Genomic DNA, 18,108 nt, shown 5'->3' on the forward strand with positions numbered 1-18,108 from the left:
TGCGGGAAGTGCGGCGGGAGGCTGGGCTGCGTCCACCCCGCCCGTCTCACGGCCGTGCGGCGGCGAGGCCGAGGAGCAGGCCGCCGCAGACGACGACCGCCGGGACGCTGAGGACCGGGCCCGCCGCGGCCTGGACGGCGAGCGCCGTCATCGCGCCCGCCGCGCTGAGCGCGGCCGGGGTCGGCCGGGGGGAGCGGGCCAGGGACCAGAGGCACCAGGCGAACGCCCCGCCGAGCAGTGCCAGCCCCGGCCAGCCCTGTTCCGCCCCCTGTTGCAGCGCCGCCGAGGACGCGCTCCCGTCGGCGAAGTCGCCGGGGCCCACGCCGCGCCACGGGTGCTGCCCCAGGGCCTGCCAGGCGTCCCGCCACAGCGCGAGGCGTTGCGCGGACACCTGGGTCGCCGGACCGTTGGCGGCCGGGTCGGTGCCGCCGCTGTGCGCGAGCAGCAGCACGCCGCCGACGGCGAGCAGCGCGCAGCCGCCGAGCAGGACGAGTGCGCGGTTCCGCCGGCGGGTCCGGTACACGGATCCGGCCACCACCAGCGTCCCCCCGCAGGCGAGCGCGCCCAGCGTGGCGCTGGTCAGCAGCGACTCGGCCGCCAGCACGAAGGCGAGCAGGGTGCAGCCCCGCGCCGTCCAGCGCGCGCCGCGCTCGCGGGCCGCGTAGCCGGCGCAGCACGCCGCGCCGATCGCGAGCGTGAGCAGGGCGGCGACGGCGTCGTCGCCGACGACGCGGCCGCCGAAGGCGGGCGCGAACACGGCGGCCCCCAGGGCCGGCACGACCAGACCGCCGACCGGCGTGAGCGCTCCGGCGATCCGGCCGGTCGCGTAGCCGGCGGCGACGGCGAGGAGCCCGAGCAGGACGCCCTCCGGGTGGGCCTCGTGGCCGGAGGCGCAGTAGTCCGCCCACGCGGCGCATGCCGCGAGCAGCAGGAATCCCACGACGTCACAGATCGCGTCGCCCCGCGCGGGCGCGTCGAGCCCGAGCGGCACCGCGGTGTCCGGCATCGGCGTTCCCCCCGCTCGCGCCCGTCCTGCACCGGCCGACCAACGGTAGACCTGGAGTTGGCCGGATGTCATCGGCCTGGAGGTCCTGATCGAAGTCCGTGTGAAGATCGCGTGGTGATCACCGCTGCGCCGGACTCCCCTCTAGGGTGGGGGCCATGCCTGTACCGGAGTTCCTGCGCGAGCTGCGCACCCATGTCGGCCACGATCCGCTGTGGTTGAGCGGCGTCACCGGCGTGATTTTCGACGACCATGACCGGGTGCTGCTCACCCGCCGTTCCGACAACGGCCGTTGGGCGCTGCTCGCGGGCATCCTGGAGCCGGGTGAGCAGCCCGGCGACGCCGTGGTGCGCGAGGCCTTCGAGGAGGCCGGGGTGCGCGTGCTGCCGGAGCGGCTTGCCGCCGTGATGGTCGACCCGCCCGTGGTCTACCCCAACGGCGACCAGGCGACCTACCTGTCGCTGGTCTTCCGCTGCCGCTACCTGGACGGGGAGGCGCGGGTCAACGACGACGAGTCGCTGGAGGTGCGCTGGTTCGCCCTCGACGACCTGCCTGCCGACGTGACGTCGCATCAGCGGGAGAAGGTGCGGGTGGCGTTGCGCGACACGGAGACCACCTGGTTCGCGCTCTCCAAGCCCGAGCCCGAGTCCGGAATCGAGCCCGAGCCCGAGGCCGCGCCGGCAGGGCCCTGACGGCGACCGGCTACGGCACCAGCACCACCTTGCCGAGGTTGGCCCGGCGCTCGATCAACTCGTGGGCGCGGGCGGCCTCGGCGAGCGGGATCGTGGCGTGGACGGAGGTACGCAGCGCGCCGGCGCGGAATGCGGCCCACTGCTCGTCGCGCCAACGTGCGTACAGCTCGGGCTTGTTGCGTGCGACAGCCGCCATCTGGAAGCCGACGACGGAGGCGCTGCGCACCAGCAGTTCGTAGGCCTCGACGGTGCCGCCGCCGGAGCTGAAGGCGACGAGCCGGCCGCCCGGTGCGAGCGCGCGCACCGCCGGACCGAGCAGGTCGCCGCCGACTCCGTCGAGGACCACGTCGACCGGCTCGCCCCAGGAGGCGTCGTCGTACCCGACGACCTCGTCGGCGCCGAGGGCGCGGACGAAGTCCGCCTTGGTCAGGTCGCTCACGGCCGCGACGACCCGGGAGGCGCCGCCGTTCCTCGCGTACTGCAGGGCCAGCGAGCCGACGGCGCTGGCCGCGGCCGTGACCAGCACGGATTCGCCGGGCTCTGGACGTCCCGCCTGGTATGCGCCGCGTGCCACCAGTCCGCTGCGGACCAGGGCGACGGCGTCGAGCGCGGTGGCCTCCTCGGACACGTGGGAGGCCATGGCCTGGTGCAGCACCGTCAGTTCGGCGTAGCCGTCGGTGAAGGCGAGCCCGGTGACCCGGTCGCCGACGGCGAAGCCGGTGACGTCGGGCCCGAGGGCGACGACCCGACCCGCCACCTCCCCGCCGAGCGGGCTGGGTTCGGTGCCCTCGCGGACCTTGCGGACGACCGGCAGGGTCACCCCGATCGCCTCGCTGCGCACCAGCAGCTCGCCCGGGCCGGGCTGCGGCGCGGGTGCGTCCTCGACGAAGAGAACCTCGGGACCGCCGTTCTTCGCACAACGGACGCGGCGCACGTGCACCTCCAGCATGGCAGGGGACAGGGACGGAACTCGTTGGGAGTCCCAATGAGTTCTACCCTAGTCGGGGATTCATTGGGAGGTCCAATGGTTTCGGATACGCTGCCGCCATGGCACAGACGCAGCCCGATCCCCAGCCCGTCCCCGTCGGCGCCCTCGCGCACATCCAGACCCTGCCGAGTTGGCTCGTCGGGCGCGTCGCCGCGCGGGGGCGGAGCCTGGTCGCGGAGGCGATCGCGGGGGAGGGGTTGAAGCTCCAGCACCACGCCCTGCTGGCCGCCGTCGCCGACGACGGGCCGTTGGCCCAGGCCGATCTGGTGCGCCGCCTCGGCTTCGACGCCAAGGACGTCGTGCTGATGCTCAATCACCTGGAGGGCCAGGGCCTGCTCGTGCGCGAGCCGGACCCGCGCGACCGGCGAAAGAACGCCGTCACGGCCACCCCGCCGGGCCGCCGCACGCTGGAGCGCTGCGCCCGCCTCGCCGACGAGGCCAACGAGCGGCTGCTCGCGCCGCTCGATCCGGAGGAGCGCCGGACGCTGCTCGCCCTGCTGGCCCGGGTCCAGCAGGGCTGACCGCGCCTCAGTAGCCCTGTCTCGGCAGGTCTGTGTCAGTTGCCGAGAAGGTGCGGCGGGTGGTGCGGCGGGGTCTTGCGGACGCGGTAGGCCTCCTCGGCGGCCTCCGCCACCGCGGCCAGGTCGCCGCCCGCCGTCGCCGTGGCGAGGGCCGGAGCCGCACCCTCGACCAGCGGTGCGTCGCAGAAGCGGATGGGGAACGGCAGCGCCAGCTCCTCGGCCCGGTCGAGCAGTGCCAGCACGACGCGCGCCGTCTCCGGCAGGTCGCACAGCACCGCGACGCCGACGCCCTGGTCGACCGCCCGGGCGGCGGCCACGACGCCCGTCGGCGTGGAGCCCACCGCCGCGACCGGCGCGGGGTCGGCGCCGGGCAGCAGGCCGATGCACTCGTCCAACGTGGCCTGCGCCAGCGCGCGGCTGCGGCAGACCAGGACGATCCCGACCCGGTCCCGTTCGGGCAGCGTCAACACCCGCAGCGGCGTCCGCGCCGTCTCGTCCTCGCGGTTCGGCGGACGCAGCGGTACGACGTCGGCCTTTCCGTCCTCGGTCACGTGCAACCTCCGCGCCCAGCCTAGGCATCCTCCCTGTCCTCGGCCGGTGGCAACACGCGGAGACGGTGCAGCGTCCAGCCCCGACCCGCGGGGTCCAGCGGGCGCGTGGCCTGGGAGAACAGCTCCGCGGCGCGGCGGTACGAGAGCCGCCCGCGACCCGTCAGCCGGCAGCGGTCCGCGGTGGGTGTCCCCTCCGGGGCCCGGCGGTCGGTCAGGAAGACCGGGCCGGAGGTGCGGCCCTGGAGCAGCAGGGTCAGCAGCCGGGCGGTGGCGTCGCCCCAGTGCAGCCGCGGCAGTCCGCGTCGGTGGGCGCGCACGTGGGTGCGCCGGCGGGGGCGGTCCAGGTCGGCGAGGTCGAGCGCGAGCACCTCGGCAGCCGAGGCGCCGGTGTCGTACAGCAGATGCCACAGCGTCTGCTCGCGCAGACCCGCCCGCAACCCGAGGACCGCTCGCAGCTGAGCTCCCGTCAGCGGCTGGGCGTCGACGGGGGAGACGGGAGCCGGTGTGCTGCCGAGGTCCGGCAAGGGATCGGTGTGCAGCCACCCCTGCGCCCGCCACCACCGCACCGCGCTGCGCAAGGTGGACAGCTCCCGCTCCCGGGTGCGCGGTGCGCGCGCGTCCAACGCGGCGCGCACCCGGGCCGCGACCGTCGCGTCCTCCAGTGCGGCGAGCGGTACGACCGGGGGACGGGCCCCGCGCCGGGCGCGCCCGGCGGGCGGGTCCTCGCCGACGAGCGTCCACGCCCAGGCGGTCAACGCGATCCCGTAGACGCGCCGTGATCCCTCGCTCAGCGACGCGGCGGCGAGGTAGCGCTCGACGGCGACGGCGAACTCGACCGGTGGGGGGCACAATGCGGCGTCGTCTCCTTTTCTGTCGCAGTAAACAAGCCGATTTACTGCGGCTGGCTCTTTCTTGGAAAAGAATATCGCAATTCTCGGCGGAATTCCCACGGAAAGTCTTGCCGTGCGGTCCGACGGCCCTGCAGTCTCGATCTCATGGACCTCGTCGCGCACCCGCGCCGAGGCCGCCCGGCCGCCGTACCACGGCGTGGCGCGGACGGTCTCGGCCGGGAATTCCGTCGGTTCGCCTGCGCCCAGGCCGCCTCGCTCACCGGTACCGCGATGGCGGGCGTCGCGCTCGCATTCGCGGTGCTCGCCACCGGACGCGGAGGCGCCGGGCTCGGAATGGTCCTGGCCGCGCGCATGGTGCCGCTCGTCCTGATGCTGCTCGTCGGCGGCACCGCCGCCGACCGCTTCGGCAGCCGCCGGGTGATGCTCGGCGCGGACCTGCTGCGCTGTGTCGCCCAGGCGGCCTTCGGGCTGCTGGTGCTCTCCGGATCGCGAGCCCTGGCACCCATGCTCGTGCTGGCCGCGCTCGCCGGGGTCGGCGAGGCGGGCTTCGGTCCCGGGCAGTCGGCGCTTGTCCCCGGGCTGGTCCGCGCGGACCTGCTGGTGCGGGCCAACGCCACGCTGGCGATGCTGCGCAGCGCCGCGACCGTCCTCGGGCCGGTGCTGGCCGGCGGTGTGCTGGCCTGGGCGGGCCGGTCGGACCGGGTGGGCCCGGCGGCGGTGCTGCTGACGGACGCGGTCACGTTCGCGCTCAGCGCGCTCGCCCTGCGGCGTCTCGTGTTGCCGGAGCCCGTCCGGGCCGGGAGCACGGAGACGTTCCTCGCCGAACTGCGGGCCGGCTGGGGTGAGTTCCGCACCCGGAACTGGCTGTGGACCACGACGCTGCACATGGCCCTGTTCAACCTGCTGGTCTGGGCGCCGTATCTGGTGCTGGGCCCGCTGCTGGCCGCACGGGACCTGGGCGGAGCCGGAGCCTGGGGCGCGATCATGGGCTGCTACGGCGCGGGCGCGCTGCTCGGCGCGGTCGTGGTGCACGCCCGCCGTCCGGCCCGACCGCTGCCCACGGCCGTGCTCACGACGACGCTGTTCGCCGCCGCGCCGGCGACGCTGGCCCTCGGTCTGCCGCTCGTGGCGGTCTGCGGCGGCGCGGTCGTGTCCGGCGTCGCGTCGTCCGCCTGCGGGACGCTCTTCGCGGCCGTCAACCAGCGCCGCATCCCACCCGCGCTGCGTGGCCGCCTCTCCGCCTACGGCTCAGTGGGCTCCTTCGGCCTCGGCCCGCTGGGGCTGGTGGCCGCCGGACCGGTCGCGGCGGTCGTCGGGGCGCGCCGCGAGCTGGCCCTCGGCGTGGTGTGGCTGCTCGCCGCGGCCGCGCTGGTCGCCACGCTACCGGCCGTGCATGCCAAGGGTGTTGATGACGGCGAGCGCCAACCGGCCTGAGTGCCGTGCCCGGTCCGGTCCCGTCCGGCCCGGTCCGCTCACCCGTGCGCGCGCAGTGCGGCCAGCAGGTCCGGGCCGGACCAGGCACGGGCGGTGCCGGCCGGTGCCTGCTCGGCCTCGTGGACGAGGGCGGCCAGCCGGGCGTTGGCCGGGGCGGTCAGGCCGTGCCGCCCGGCCAGGGCGACGATCTCGCCCTGCAGCGAGTCGACCTCGGTGAGCCGGCCGCGCTGCAGGTCCTCCCACATCGAGGAGCGCGCGGTGGCGTCGATCGCCAGCATCGCCTTGGCCGCGCGGGTGAACACGGCGTCCGGGAGCCGGAGCAGAGGCGGCATCAGGGCGGGTTTCACCGCGCCGAGTTGGGCGGGACGAATGCCCTCCGCGTGGAACGCGGTCAGCGCCTCGCGCTGGCACAGCGCCAGACAGCTGCGGTAGGAGCGGTCGCCGAGCTGCGCGCGCAGGGGGACACCGGAGAGCGCGTTGACGGCGTTGTTGAGGTTCATCAGCAGCTTGGCGTACTGGACCTCGCGCATGTCGGCGCGGGCCTGGACGCGCAGGCCCGACGCCGCGAGCGCGGCGACGAGCGGCGCGCCCAGGACGTCGTCGTCCAGCATCAGCGCGCCGCCGGTGCCTTGGTGGAAGCGGCCGGGCTCGGTCTGCAGCACGTTGTAGGGGACCATCCCGGTGAGCACGGTCTGCCGCGGCAGCTCCTCGCGCAGGACCGCGGCGTTGTGCAGGCCGTTCTGGAAGCTGACCACGACCGTGCCGGGCGCCAGGTGCGGGGCGAGTTCGCGCGCGGCGGCGCGGGTGCCGTCGGACTTGACCGTGACCAGCACGACGTCCGCGCCGGCGGCGGCCGAGGCGTCGGCGGCGACGGTGAGAGCGCCGGGGGAGACGTGCAGCGGCTCGCGGCGGCCACTGGTCAGCGTCAGACCCTGCTCGGCGACGACGGCCATGGCCGCGGGGCGGCCGATCAGCGTCACCTCGACGTCGCCCTGCCCGGCGAGGTGCCCGCCCAGGTGGCAGCCGATGCTGCCCGCGCCCATGACCGCGATGCGCATGCCGGTGAACCTCTCTGAGCGACGGCGTCGGGTGACGTTCGAGTGGCTGCACCCTACCGGTGGGTTGCGCGGCGTGCCCCTTCCAGATTTTTGGAACACGTTCTAATCTGCGCAGCGACAGCAGAGCGATCGCACCTGGAGGCGTCGTGCACCTGGACTACACCCTGGAGCAGCAGCGGCTCCGCGCCGAACTGCGCGCCTACTTCGCCGAGCTGATGCCGCCCGAGGCGCACGGCCGCCTGAACGACCCGCGCGAGCAGAAGAAGTTCTACCGCGCCGTCAACCGCCGCCTGGGCGCGGACGGCTGGCTCGGGGTGGGCTGGCCGGCCGAGTACGGCGGGCGCGGCATGGAGGCCTTCGAGCAGTTCATCTTCTTCGACGAGGCCGCCCAGGCGGGCGTGCCGCTGCCGATCATGGCGCTCAACACCGTCGGGCCGTCGATCATGAAGTTCGGCACGCCGGAGCAGAAGGCCTTCTTCCTCCCCAAGATCCTCGCCGGGGAGATCGACATCGCCATCGGCTACTCCGAGCCGGAGGCGGGCACCGACCTCGCCGCGCTGAAGACCCGCGCGGTGCGCGACGGCGACCACTACGTCGTCAACGGCCAGAAGATCTGGACCACCAACGGCGACACCGCCGACTGGGTCTGGCTGGCCACCCGCACCGACCCGGACGCCCCGCCGCACAAGGGCATCACCATGCTGATGGTCGACACCACCGACCCCGGCTACTCCACCACCCTCATCCGCACCCTGGCCGGCCACGACACCACCGCCAGCTACTACCAGGACGTCCGCGTCCCGGTCACCATGCGGGTCGGGGAGGAGAACGCCGGCTGGCGGCTCATCACCAATCAGCTCAACCACGAGCGGGTCACCCTCGCGGCCCACGCCACCATGGCCAACCGCGCCCTCGCCGAGGTCCAGGCCTGGGCCCGGGAGACCGAACTCGCCCACGGCAAGCGCGTCATCGACCTCCCGTGGGTGCGCCAGCGCCTGTCCCGCGCCCACAGCCGTCTCGACGCGGTCAAGCTGCTCAACTGGCAGATGGTCGACGCCGTCGAACGCAACGCGCTCACCCCGCAGGACGCCTCCGCCGTCAAGGTCTACGGCAGCGAGGCCCGCCGCGACGCCTACGCCTGGCTCATGGAGGTCGTCGGCGCGGCCGGCCCCCTCAAGGAGGGCTCCTCCGGCGAGGTCCTGCGCGGCAACCTCGAACGCGGCTACCGCAGCGCGGTCATCTTCACCTTCGGCGGCGGCAACAACGAGATCCAGCGCGAGATCATCAGCTGGATCGGCCTCGGCATGCCCCGCGTGCGCCGCTGAGGCTCGGCCCGGGGATGGTGGGTCAGGCGGCGGTGTGGACGTAGCCGAGCGTGGTGAGGCCCTCGGCCTGGCAGAGGGCGTCCGCGGCCCCGCCGAGCTCGGTCTGCAGCAGCTGGTAGTCGGCGCCGTTGGCCTGACCCCAGTGCATCGCCGCCCGCCACAGCTGCCGTCCGTAGCCGTGGCCGCGCTGCTCGGGCAGGACGCCGAAGTACGGCGGCAGCAGGCGCACCGCGCCGACCGGGTCCTTCATCGTCTCCATCGGGCCGATCGCGCCCACGAACCGGCCGCCGGACACCTGGGTGAGGATCGGCCCCGCGAGCGCGTCGGACTGGAACCGGCGCCACAGGAACGCGAAGCCGTGTGCCGCCATCTGCTCGGCGAACACCCCGAAGCGCGCCCGTACCGGTTCGGGCACCTGCCGGAGGTCCTCGACGCCGTCGACGGCCCCGTCCTCGCCGGGCCGGAACGTCTTCAGCTGCACGCGGGTCACGGACACGCCGGGCTGGGGGCTCGACCGGTCGGGCTCACACCAGACGACGCGCGCCCGCTCGACGTCCTCGCGGGCGGCGAGCCGGCGGGCGAGCTGGAGCAGCTCCTCGACGGGGGCGTCGCCGTCACCGAACCAGTGGACCTTGACCAGGCCGCGTCCCCAGATGCTGATCGTCGGAATCACCGTCCGACCGGGGCCGTGCTCGATGTCGCCCGGCATCACGCTCTCGTCCTTCATCGCCGACCAGCGGTGCTCCGCGTCGTACGGCAGGAGCCGGGTGGTCCCGGCCACCGCCAGCACGTCGGCGATCAGCTCCGGACCGAGCGCGTCGGGGTGGACGGGCCCCAGCGTAGGGACGTACGGAACACGCATCACAGGCCGCAGCCAGTCCCACGAGAGCTCCATGGCCGCACCCTACCCGTGCTCGGCGCGGAACCGGAGGGCGGACACCAACCTCTCGTGGGGGCGCAGCGACCCGCGCCGACCTGTCCTGCCCCGGGAGTCCCGATGCACCCACGCCGCACCCCGTTCCTCCCTGCTCCCGTCTCGCCGCCCTCGCGGTCGTTGCTGACGGCCGGAGCGACCCTCTCCGCGACGACATGGCCACTGGGCGACCCCGGCGGGGCGGCGACCGAGCACTGGGAGCTGACGCTCACCGTCGCCCCCTGAGACGCGGCCGTTCGGGCTTCGTGGGTACGCCGAGCAACCGCCGGCCGGAAAGCTGCGGGTGCCGTGAGTGCGACCTGTGAATGGTCTATGGTGAACGTGTTCTACGAAGAGGACACCCATGTGGGCCCACGACCGGAGGGAGGCGAGCGCCATGGACGACTGCAGTTCCAGAACGGGCCGTACCCTGCCCGGCCAGAGCGCCGCTCCCGGTCCGGTCCGCCCCGCCGTGCGCTGACCGCACGTCTCACCTGATCTCACCTCACCTCGCGCGTCGTGATCCCGGCGCGCCGTCTCGCGCATTCACGCCGCACGCCCTGCCCGTGAACCGTCCAGGTTCCGGAGCGCGGCGGCGCGCTCGCGCCTGCCCAAGGAGCCTCTTCACCATGACCGTCACCTACCTGCGCGCCCGACTCCAGCCCACCACCCGCCAGCTGACAGGCCGTCGATCCGCGTCGACCCGCCCGCTCCGCGACGAGCCGCGGCCGAGCGACGGCCTCGTCGTCGACCAGGACCGGCGTACCGTCGCCGTCGACGGCCGCCGACTGGAACTGACGCGGCGTGAGTTCGACCTGCTGGCCCATCTGGTCGCCCATCCGCGCCTGGTCTTCACCCGCGGTCAGATCCTGCGGGCGGTGTGGCAGCAGCCTGCCGTGGGCGACTGCCGCACCGTCGACGTGCACGTCGCCCGGCTGCGCACCAAGCTCGGCACGGTCCACCGGCACCTGCTGAGGACGGTGCGTGGCGTCGGGTACAAGTTCGACCCCGGCGCGGCCGCGACCCCGGCCGCCCGGCCGTGACCAACACGCGGCGGGACGGGAATCGGTGACGGGATCCGGTGACGAAAGAGCAGTTCTTGCGTGCATCACGTCAGTTCTTGCGCAATGTGCTTCGACTCTTGCCTTGACCTCATCCGGTCAATACGCTCCCGCCCAGAGCGCGGCCGAGGCCCACCCCGTCCGTTCCGGCCGCCCTGTCCTCGGGATGGTCCATGGCAGTCTCTCGTCGCACCTTCCTGTCCACCCTCTCCGCCGGAGCCGCCGGCGTCGCCCTCGGCGGGCTGACGCTGCCCGGCTCGGCGCGCGCCGCGAGTCCCGCCGGCGACGTCGTCGGCAAGGTGACCGTCGGCTACCAGGGCTGGTTCGCCTGCCCCGGTGACGGAGCGCCGATCGACGCGTGGTGGCACTGGAGCCAGAACTGGTCCCAGGCGCCCTCGCCCGGCAACAACGTCATCAAGGCCTGGCCCGACTCGCGCGAGTTCAGTGCCACCTACCAGACCGCCTACGCGAACCTCGGCGACGGCGGCCCGGCGACCCTGTTCTCCTCCTACGACCAGCAGACCATCGACACCCACTTCCAGTGGATGCAGCAGAACGGCTGCGACACCGCCGCGCTGCAGCGCTTCGACCCCAACGGCAGCGAGGGCCCCACCCGCGACGCGATCACGTCGCGGGTCCGCAGCTCCGCCGAGTCGCACGGCGTCAAGTTCTATGTGATGTACGACGTCAGCGGCTGGACGAACATGCAGTCCGAGATCAAGACGGACTGGACGAACAAGATGTCCGCCCACACGGCCTCCTCCGCCTACGCGCGGCAGAACGGCCGACCCGTGGTCGGCATCTGGGGGTTCGGCTTCAACGACGCCAACCACCCTTGGGACCCGGCCGCCTGCGCCGACGTCATCAGCTGGTTCACGTCCCAAGGGTGCTACGTCATGGGGGGCGTGCCGACCTGGTGGCGCCTCGGCACCAACGACTCCCGGGCCGGTTACCTGGACGTCTACCACGCCTTCGACATGCTCTCGCCCTGGATGGTCGGTCGGATCGGCACCGTCGCCGACGTCGACAACTTCTATACCAACGCCACCGTTCCGGACCTCGCCGACTGCAACGCCCACGGCATCGACTACCAGCCGTGCGTGCTGCCCGGCGACCTCTCGGCGCGCCAGCGGGCCCACGGCGACTTCATGTGGCGGCAGTTCTACGACATGACCCGGGCCGGCGTGCAGAGCCTCTACATCTCCATGTTCGACGAGTTCGGCGAGGGCAACCAGATCGCCAAGACCGCCGAGAACCAGGGCCAGGTGCCCGCTGGCTCCGGGCTGTTGGCCCTCGACGAGGACGGCACCGCCTGCTCCTCCGACTACTACCTGCGCCTGACCGCCGACGGGGGGAAGATGCTCAAGGGGCAGACCGCGCTCACCGCCACGCGCCCCACCCAGCCGGTCGTCGGCTCGGGCGGCGGCTCGAACCCCGACCTGGCACTGCACCAGCCGACGGCGGACAGCGGCCACACCCAGGTGTACGTCTCCGCCAACGCGGTCGACGGCGATCCCAACACCTACTGGGAGAGCGTGGACAACGCGTTCCCCCAGTGGCTCCAGGTCGACCTCGGCTCGGCGGTCACCACCAGCAGGATCGTGCTCACCCTGCCACCGTCCACGGCGTGGGGTGCCCGCACCCAGACCATCACGGTGCTCGGCAGCACCGACGGCACGAACTTCAGCACGGTGGTCGGCTCGGCGGGCTACACGTTCGACCCGGCCACCGGCAACACGGCCACGATCGCCTACCCGGGCGGAGCCACGGCCCGCTACGTCCGGCTCTTCTTCACCGCCAACACCGGGTGGCCGGCCGGTCAGGCTTCCGGATTCTCGGTCTACGCGACCTGAGCTCGAAGCACGGGTTGCCGGCGCGGGCCCTGGCCCGTGCCGGCAACCCGGACCGGATCAGGGCAGGTTGCGGGAGATCACCAGGCGCATGATGTCCGAGGTGCCCTCCTCGATCTCCTCCAGCTTCGCGTCGCGCATCCACTGCTCGACCGGGTACTCGCGCGAGTAGCCCCAGCCGCCGAGGGTCTGCACCGCCGCCCAGGTGCAGAACATGGCCGTCTCCGAGGCGGTGAGCTTGGTGATCGCGGCCAGGCCGGTGACGTCCGCGCCCGCGTCCAGCGCCCGCGCCGTGCGCAGCACCAGCAGGCGGGCGGCCTCGATCCGGGAGGCCATGTCGGCCAGCCGGAACGCCACCGCCTGGTGCTCGATGATCGGCTTGCCGAACTGGACGCGGGTGCGCGCGTAGTCGCGCGCGTACGTGTAGGCCGCGCGGGCGGCGCCGACCGCGGCCGCGCCCAGCACGGTGCGGGAGATGTCGAAGGTGCGCATCAGGCCGTGGAAGCCCTGGCCCTCCGCACCCAGCCGGTCCGACTCGGGCACGAACACGTCGTCGAAGAACATCTCCCGGCAGACGATGGCCCGTTGGCCCATCTTCTTCATCGGCTCGCCGAAGCGCAGCCCTGCCGCGTCCCGACCGAGCAGGAACGCGGTCACGCCGCGCGACCGCTCGGCGGGATCGGTCTTGGCGAACACCACGTACTGCCGGGCCGCGCCCGCGTTGGAGATCCATGCCTTCTGGCCGCTGATCCGGTAGCCGCCCTCGACGCGGCGGGCCGTGGTGGTGATCGAGGCGGCATCCGAGCCGGCCCCGGGCTCGGTGGTGGCCAGCGCCGTGAGCGGGCTGTCCGGGCCGGTCAGCGGGGTCAGCCAGCGCTTGCGCTGCTCCTCGGTGCCGAGCTCCAGCACCGGATCGGCGAAGAACCCGTTCGAGCAGAGCAGGTTGCCGATGCCCGGATCACCGAAGCAGAGCTCCTCCTGGACCAGGCACTGGGTGAACACGTCGGTGAAACCGCCGCCACCCAGCTCGGCCGGGAGCATGAAGTCGGTGATGCCGATCTGCCCGGCCTTGCGCCACAGGTCGAGCGGGATCTCGGTGTCCGCCTCGTCGACCTCGCGCCCGCGCGGGCGGATCTCGTCGCGGGCGAACTCGCGGCACAGCGCCACGATCGCGCGCTGCTCGTCGGTGAGCGGCCAGGGGTCGGGGAGCGCGGTCAACGGAACCTCCTGAGGCAGGGCCTGTGGTCGGTGAGGGGCGGGCTCAGTGCGCGCCGGACTCGGGGACGTGGATGAGGGTGGGCCGGTCGGTGGCGAGCGCGGCCGGCAGCGCGGCGGCGACGGCCGCCGCGTCCGCGGCCCGGACGCCGTGGCAGCCCAGGGACCGCGCCAGCGTGACGAAGTCGGGTGCGGGCAGCTCGACGGCGTGCACGGGGTCGTCGCGGTCGGCCATCTCGGCGCGGATCTCGCCGTAGCCGCCGTTGTCGACGACCACCACCGGCAGCGGCAGCCGCAGCGCGGCGGCCGCGGCCAGCTCGGCCACGGTGAACATCAGGCCGCCGTCGCCGTGCAGGGCGACGACCGGCGCGTCGGGGCGGGCCAGTTTGGCGCCGATCGCGGCCGGCAGACCGTAGCCGAGGGTGCCCAGGCCGGTGGGGTAGAGGAAGGAACGCGGCCGGTGCGCGGGCAGGTTGGACAGGGCCCCGTAGTAGCAGGCCATCGTCGAGTCGCCGGCGAACACGCCCTCCGGCCCGAGTGCCCCGGCCAGCGCGGCGGTCAGCCCGAGCCAGCGGTTGCCCTCGGTGCGCGCGTCGGCCTGCAGACCGGCGCGCGCGGTGGCGGCCCGCTCCGTCGCGGCGCGCGCCGGTCCCGGTGGCAGCGGCCGGAGTTGGCCGAGCAGTACGGAGAGCGCGGCGGCGGCGTCGGCGACGACCGCCACGTCGGGAACGGCGTTCGCGGTCGTCGCCTTCGCGTCGACGTCGATGCGGATCAGCGGTCCGCCCGGCTCCAGCGGGCCGTACCAGAGGTCGGCGGGCGCGAGCTCGGTGCCGACGGCCAGGATCACGTCGCTCCCGGCGGCCAGGGCGCGGACGGCGGCGTGGTGCAGGCCCGCGCCGATGGCGAGCGGGTGGGCGTCGGGCAGCACGCCCTTGCCGTTCGCCGTGGTGACCACGGGCGCGCCCAGGCGTTCGGCGAGCTGCCGCAGCTCCGCCGCCGCACCGGCGGCCCCGCCGCCCGCGACGATCAGCGGCCGCTGAGCCTGCGTCAGCAGCCGGGCGGCCGCCGCCAGTGCGGCCGGATCGGGCAGGGAGACCGGCATCGCAAGGGGTGCCGCGATGCGGACGGGCGCCGTCTCGTCGAGCAGGTCGAGCGGGATCTCCAGGTGCACCGGCCGCGGCCGCCCACCCGTCATCGTGGCGAAGGCGTGCGCCACGGCCAGGGGGATCTCCTCGACGCTCGTGACGCGGTCGCTGCGCGCCACGACGGCTGCCAGGGCGGCGCGTTGGTCCTTCACCTCGTGCAGGAAGCCGTTGCCGGCGGCGGGGTGGCGCAGCGGCATGCCGGGCGAGACCAGTAGCACCGGGACGGAGTCGGAGTAGGCCTGCGCGACGGCCGTGGCCGCGTTGAGCACGGCAGGGCCGGTGGTGGTGAGGCAGACGCCGGGGGATCCGCCCGCCCGCGCCCAGCCGTCGGCGGCGAAGCCCGCGCCCTGCTCGTGCCGGGTCAGCACGTGCCGGATGCCGGAGTGCGCCAAGGCCGAGTAGACGGGCAGGTTGTGGGTGCCCGGGATGCCGAAGACGGTCGTGGTCCCGTGCGCCTCCAGCGCGGCGACCAGCGCCTGACCACCCGTCATCTTCTCGCTCACGTTGCTCACGCCCCCGCCGCCTCGTCCGACGACACGGCCGTCGTGTAGACGGACTTGCCCAGCCACTGCCCGCCGTCGACGACGAGCACCTCACCGGTGACGTAGCCTGCGCGGTCGCTGAGCAGGAACACCGCCGACTCGGCCACCTCCTCCGGCGTCGCGAAGCGCGCCGCCGGGACGCTGGCGAGCACGCGCTGCCGGGCGGCGTCCGTCGGCCACAGCGCCGCCGAGGCCCCCTCGGTCTCGGTCGGACCGGGGGCGATGCAGTTGACCCGCACCCCGCGCGCGGCCCACTCGACGGCAAGGGTGCGCGACATGGCCAGCACACCCGCTTTGGCGGCGGCACTGTGCACGGTGCCCGGGTGGCCGTGCCAGGCGTAGCCGGCGATGACGTTCAGCACCGAACCGCGCCGGGCGGGCAGCATGTGGCGGGCCGCGGCGCGAGTGAGGTGGAAGCTGCCGTTCAGCACGATGTCGATGACGGCCTTCCAGCCGTTGGCCGACAACTCCTCGCCGGGCACCACGAAGTTGCCCGCCGCGTTGTTGACCAGCAGGTCGAGCCGGCCGTGCCGCGCGGCGACGCCGTCCACGGCGGCGTCGACGGCCGCCACGTCGCGCACGTCGCAGGTCACGGCCTCGGCCGTGCCGCCGTCCTGGCCGATCAGTGCGACGGTCTCCGCCAGCGGCTCGGGGCGGCGGCCGAGGACGGCCACGTGCGCGCCGCCGGCGGCGAGCCGCCGGGCGACCGCGCGGCCGATGCCCGAGCCGCCGCCGGTGACGAGGGCCACCTGTCCGGCGAACTCGTCGGGTTGGGCGTGAGGCGTCACTGCGCTCCTCCTGCTGTCGGGTGTTCGTGGGTGTGGGTCGCGGGGGTGACGATCAGCGCGTCGACGGCGAGGGCGCCGTCCGGCCCGACCCGTAGCGGGTTGATCTCCAGCTCGGCACCCCGCGGGAGCCCGGCGACCAGCCGGGAGACCGCCGCGACCGTCGAGGCCAGCGCCTTCTCGTCGACGGGTGCACGCCCGCGCCACCCGGCCAGCAGCGGCGCGCAGCGCAGGCCGCGCACCATCGCGAGCGCCTGCTCCGCGTCGACGGGCGCGCACTCGGTCACCGTGTCGCGGTGCAGTTCGGCGTGGACGCCGCCCGCGCCCACCACGACCAGCGGTCCGAGCTCGGGGTGGTGCCGTCCGCCGACGATCAGCTCCACGACGTCCGGGCGGACGTCCTGTTCCTCGACCACGTAGCGGCCTTCGCCGAGGCGTGGACGCATCTCGGCGAAGGCCGCGCTCAGGGCGGCGGGGTCCGCGAGGCCGACGCGGACCCCGCCGTGCTCCGTCTTGTGCTCCAGCCACGCGGCCTTGAGCACATAGGGAGCGGTCAGCGCGGCGGCGGCCGCCGCGAGATCGGCGGCGTCACGCACCTCGCGCAGCGCGGGGAACGCGACCCCCGCCGCCGCCAGCGCCCCGCGCGCGGCCAGGTAACCGGAAGCGGAGCGCAGTTCGGGGTGCACCGGCACACGCGGGACGGCGCGCCCGGGGGAGCGGGCCAACCGCAGGGCGTCGGCCAGGGCCCGCGTCGCCGTCTCGACCGTGGCGAACACCGGGACGCCCGCGTCCCGCAGCGCGTCCGCGGTGGGACCGTCCGGGGCCATGGAGTGCAGCAGCAGCGGCACGCCGGCGGTCTCCGCGTCGGCGGCGAGGTCCTCGGCGACGGCGCGTTCGGCGTCGGCGAGGGCGGGGCTGTCGACGGCGTAGCTGCCGAAGTAGCCGGTGAGCAGGACCGCGTCGGCCTCACCCGAGCGCAGCAGGGCGGTGGCGGTACGCCGATAGACCGTCAGGTCCCGTTCTCCGGCTCCGGCGAGGTCCACCGGGTTGGCCGTCGCTGCTCCGGGCGGCAGCAGTCGGGCCAGCGCGTCGGCCGACTCCGGTCCGAGGGAAGGGACATGGAGGCCGAGCCGACTCAGGCAGTCGGCGGCGATGGCGCCCTGGCCGCCGCTGTCGCTGAGCACCGCGACGCGCGGTCCGCGCGGCGGGTGCGTGGCCACGAGGTAACCGGCCAGCGCCACCAGCTCGTTGGGTGTGCGGACGCGCACCGCTCCCGCCGCGCGGCAGACCGCGTCGACGGCCTCGGCGGGCGGCGTGAGCGCACCGGTGTGGGAACGCGCGGCGCGCCCGCCCGCCTCGCTGTCGCCGACGGTCAGCAGCAGCACCGGCTTGCCCGCCGCGCGCAGGGCGCGCACCGCGGCGAAGACGCGGGCGGCGTCGCGGAAACCCTCCAGATAGAGGGCGACCGCGCGGGTCCGCGCGTGGTCGGTCAGGTCCTCCAGCAACTCGCCCGCCGTCACGTCCACCTGGGCGCCGACGGAGACGAAGCGGGAGATCCCGAGCCCGGAACGTTCGGCGAGGGCGGCGATCTCGGTGCCGACCTGGCCGCTCTGCGAGACGACGGCGAGCGCACCGGGCCGGAAGCCACCCCAGGCCAGTTGCAGCCGGGTCGCGGTGTCGACCAGCCCGAGGCTGGTCGGCCCGATCAGCCGCGCCCCGGCGGCGGCGACGCGCGCGGCGAGGGCCGCCGGGTCCTCCAGATCCGCCGTGATCACCAACAGCCCCCGGGCGCCCGCGGCGAGCGCCTCGTCGACCACGCCCGGCACCTGCGCCGCCGGCACGCAGACGGCGACCAGCTCCGGCGCCTCGCCCAGCTCGCCGAGCCGGGCCACCGCCCGCACGCCGAGGACCTCGCCGCCGCCCCGGTTGACGAGATGGACCCGGCGCCGCCCCCGTCCCTCCAGCGCGCCCCGCGCCAGCCAGTAGCCCCATTTGGCAGGGTTCTCCGACGCCCCCACGACGGCGACGGACGCGGGATCACGGAACACGTCGAGCCCGTCCGGACCGGCGGCGCCGTCGGGATCGACGTCCGGGCTGTCGGTGGCGTACACGGTGGTGACCTCCGGGTGGAGAAGGGAAGGAAACGGGGGCCCGCCCGAGCGCCACCCCGGACC

General features: G+C 74.3%; 17 protein-coding genes. 7 read left to right on the top strand and 10 right to left on the bottom strand.

The window, feature by feature from the left end; translation table 11 throughout:
• Nucleotides 1-46 precede the first annotated feature (46 nt).
• On the bottom strand, nt 47-1,006 hold the full coding sequence (locus DN069_RS19540) for an O-antigen ligase family protein (protein ID WP_133259977.1): 960 nt from the start codon (nt 1,004-1,006) through the stop codon (nt 47-49).
• A 155-nt stretch (nt 1,007-1,161) separates the two neighbouring features.
• Here DN069_RS19540 and DN069_RS19550 point away from each other — a divergent pair, with 155 nt between their 5' ends.
• A complete protein-coding gene (locus DN069_RS19550) occupies nt 1,162-1,695 on the top strand; it encodes an NUDIX hydrolase (RefSeq protein ID WP_111502525.1) in 534 nt (177 codons plus the stop codon).
• Nucleotides 1,696-1,705: 10 nt separating this feature from the next.
• On the opposite strand, the gene DN069_RS19555 is transcribed toward DN069_RS19550, so the two are convergent.
• The gene (locus DN069_RS19555; RefSeq protein WP_111502605.1) at nt 1,706-2,629 is read right to left on the bottom strand and encodes a quinone oxidoreductase family protein; all 924 of its coding nucleotides are present in this window, start codon (nt 2,627-2,629) and stop codon (nt 1,706-1,708) included.
• Nucleotides 2,630-2,742: 113 nt separating this feature from the next.
• On the opposite strand from DN069_RS19555, the gene DN069_RS19560 reads away from it, so the two are divergent.
• A complete protein-coding gene (locus DN069_RS19560) occupies nt 2,743-3,204 on the top strand; it encodes a MarR family winged helix-turn-helix transcriptional regulator (protein WP_111502527.1) in 462 nt (153 codons plus the stop codon).
• A 35-nt stretch (nt 3,205-3,239) separates the two neighbouring features.
• Here the strand turns inward: DN069_RS19560 and DN069_RS19565 are convergent, their stop codons facing one another.
• Nucleotides 3,240-3,755 (bottom strand): PTS sugar transporter subunit IIA, encoded by a 516-nt coding sequence (locus DN069_RS19565; protein WP_243639449.1) that lies wholly within the window; start codon nt 3,753-3,755, stop codon nt 3,240-3,242.
• Nucleotides 3,756-3,775: 20 nt separating this feature from the next.
• Nucleotides 3,776-4,606 carry a site-specific integrase gene (locus DN069_RS19570; RefSeq protein ID WP_111502529.1) on the bottom strand — a complete coding sequence of 277 codons (831 nt, stop codon included), beginning with the start codon at nt 4,604-4,606 and terminating at the stop codon, nt 3,776-3,778.
• Nucleotides 4,607-4,750: 144 nt separating this feature from the next.
• Here DN069_RS19570 and DN069_RS19575 point away from each other — a divergent pair, with 144 nt between their 5' ends.
• On the top strand, nt 4,751-6,040 hold the full coding sequence (locus DN069_RS19575; RefSeq protein ID WP_111502531.1) for an MFS transporter: 1,290 nt from the start codon (nt 4,751-4,753) through the stop codon (nt 6,038-6,040).
• Nucleotides 6,041-6,078: 38 nt separating this feature from the next.
• Here the strand turns inward: DN069_RS19575 and DN069_RS19580 are convergent, their stop codons facing one another.
• Nucleotides 6,079-7,098, bottom strand: a complete 1,020-nt coding sequence (locus DN069_RS19580) for a 2-dehydropantoate 2-reductase (RefSeq protein ID WP_111502533.1) — start codon at nt 7,096-7,098, stop codon at nt 6,079-6,081.
• A 146-nt stretch (nt 7,099-7,244) separates the two neighbouring features.
• Between DN069_RS19580 and DN069_RS19585 the strand changes: the two genes are divergently transcribed.
• Nucleotides 7,245-8,423 carry an acyl-CoA dehydrogenase family protein gene (locus DN069_RS19585; RefSeq protein WP_111502535.1) on the top strand — a complete coding sequence of 393 codons (1,179 nt, stop codon included), beginning with the start codon at nt 7,245-7,247 and terminating at the stop codon, nt 8,421-8,423.
• Nucleotides 8,424-8,445: 22 nt separating this feature from the next.
• On the opposite strand, the gene DN069_RS19590 is transcribed toward DN069_RS19585, so the two are convergent.
• Nucleotides 8,446-9,318 carry a GNAT family N-acetyltransferase gene (locus DN069_RS19590; RefSeq protein ID WP_111502537.1) on the bottom strand — a complete coding sequence of 291 codons (873 nt, stop codon included), beginning with the start codon at nt 9,316-9,318 and terminating at the stop codon, nt 8,446-8,448.
• A 102-nt stretch (nt 9,319-9,420) separates the two neighbouring features.
• Between DN069_RS19590 and DN069_RS40110 the strand changes: the two genes are divergently transcribed.
• The 3 genes from DN069_RS40110 to DN069_RS19600 all read left to right on the top strand — a co-directional run bounded on the left by DN069_RS40110 (nt 9,421) and on the right by DN069_RS19600 (nt 12,250).
• Nucleotides 9,421-9,582, top strand: coding sequence for a hypothetical protein (locus DN069_RS40110; RefSeq protein ID WP_165845552.1), 162 nt, complete (start codon nt 9,421-9,423; stop codon nt 9,580-9,582).
• Between the two features lie 383 nt (nt 9,583-9,965).
• Nucleotides 9,966-10,379: a winged helix-turn-helix domain-containing protein gene (locus DN069_RS19595; RefSeq protein ID WP_111502539.1), complete on the top strand. Its 414-nt coding sequence runs from the start codon at nt 9,966-9,968 to the stop codon at nt 10,377-10,379.
• Nucleotides 10,380-10,570: 191 nt separating this feature from the next.
• Nucleotides 10,571-12,250: a glycoside hydrolase family 99 protein gene (locus DN069_RS19600; protein ID WP_111502541.1), complete on the top strand. Its 1,680-nt coding sequence runs from the start codon at nt 10,571-10,573 to the stop codon at nt 12,248-12,250.
• 57 nt (nt 12,251-12,307) lie between these two features.
• On the opposite strand, the gene DN069_RS19605 is transcribed toward DN069_RS19600, so the two are convergent.
• The 4 genes from DN069_RS19605 to DN069_RS19620 are packed head-to-tail and all read right to left on the bottom strand — an operon-like array spanning nt 12,308 to nt 18,045.
• Nucleotides 12,308-13,465, bottom strand: coding sequence for an acyl-CoA dehydrogenase family protein (locus DN069_RS19605; protein ID WP_111502543.1), 1,158 nt, complete (start codon nt 13,463-13,465; stop codon nt 12,308-12,310).
• Nucleotides 13,466-13,508: 43 nt separating this feature from the next.
• Nucleotides 13,509-15,119 carry a 5-guanidino-2-oxopentanoate decarboxylase gene (locus tag DN069_RS19610; protein ID WP_243639451.1) on the bottom strand — a complete coding sequence of 537 codons (1,611 nt, stop codon included), beginning with the start codon at nt 15,117-15,119 and terminating at the stop codon, nt 13,509-13,511.
• Entirely contained in the window at nt 15,116-15,937 is an 822-nt protein-coding gene (locus DN069_RS19615) for an SDR family oxidoreductase (RefSeq protein ID WP_111502545.1), read from the bottom strand. Before DN069_RS19615 ends, DN069_RS19610 begins: the two co-directional genes overlap by 4 nt.
• A complete protein-coding gene (locus DN069_RS19620; RefSeq protein ID WP_243639453.1) occupies nt 15,934-18,045 on the bottom strand; it encodes an acetate--CoA ligase family protein in 2,112 nt (703 codons plus the stop codon). The genes DN069_RS19615 and DN069_RS19620 overlap by 4 nt, the downstream gene beginning before the upstream one ends.
• Nucleotides 18,046-18,108: the final 63 nt, after the last annotated feature.

Origin of the sequence: Streptacidiphilus pinicola (assembly GCF_003258295.1) — a bacterium.
GTDB lineage: Bacteria > Actinomycetota > Actinomycetes > Streptomycetales > Streptomycetaceae > Streptacidiphilus > Streptacidiphilus pinicola.

What these genes read in the sequence shown, in the direction of transcription:
- DN069_RS19540 (WP_133259977.1), bottom strand. Translation starts at nt 1,006, where the DNA reads ATGCCGGACACCGCGGTGCCGCTCGGGCTCGACGCGCCCGCGCGGGGC.
- DN069_RS19550 (WP_111502525.1), top strand. Translation starts at nt 1,162, where the DNA reads ATGCCTGTACCGGAGTTCCTGCGCGAGCTGCGCACCCATGTCGGCCAC.
- DN069_RS19560 (WP_111502527.1), top strand. Translation starts at nt 2,743, where the DNA reads ATGGCACAGACGCAGCCCGATCCCCAGCCCGTCCCCGTCGGCGCCCTC.
- DN069_RS19575 (WP_111502531.1), top strand. Translation starts at nt 4,751, where the DNA reads ATGGACCTCGTCGCGCACCCGCGCCGAGGCCGCCCGGCCGCCGTACCA.
- DN069_RS19580 (WP_111502533.1), bottom strand. Translation starts at nt 7,098, where the DNA reads ATGCGCATCGCGGTCATGGGCGCGGGCAGCATCGGCTGCCACCTGGGC.
- DN069_RS19590 (WP_111502537.1), bottom strand. Translation starts at nt 9,318, where the DNA reads ATGGAGCTCTCGTGGGACTGGCTGCGGCCTGTGATGCGTGTTCCGTAC.
- DN069_RS40110 (WP_165845552.1), top strand. Translation starts at nt 9,421, where the DNA reads ATGCACCCACGCCGCACCCCGTTCCTCCCTGCTCCCGTCTCGCCGCCC.
- DN069_RS19595 (WP_111502539.1), top strand. Translation starts at nt 9,966, where the DNA reads ATGACCGTCACCTACCTGCGCGCCCGACTCCAGCCCACCACCCGCCAG.
- DN069_RS19600 (WP_111502541.1), top strand. Translation starts at nt 10,571, where the DNA reads ATGGCAGTCTCTCGTCGCACCTTCCTGTCCACCCTCTCCGCCGGAGCC.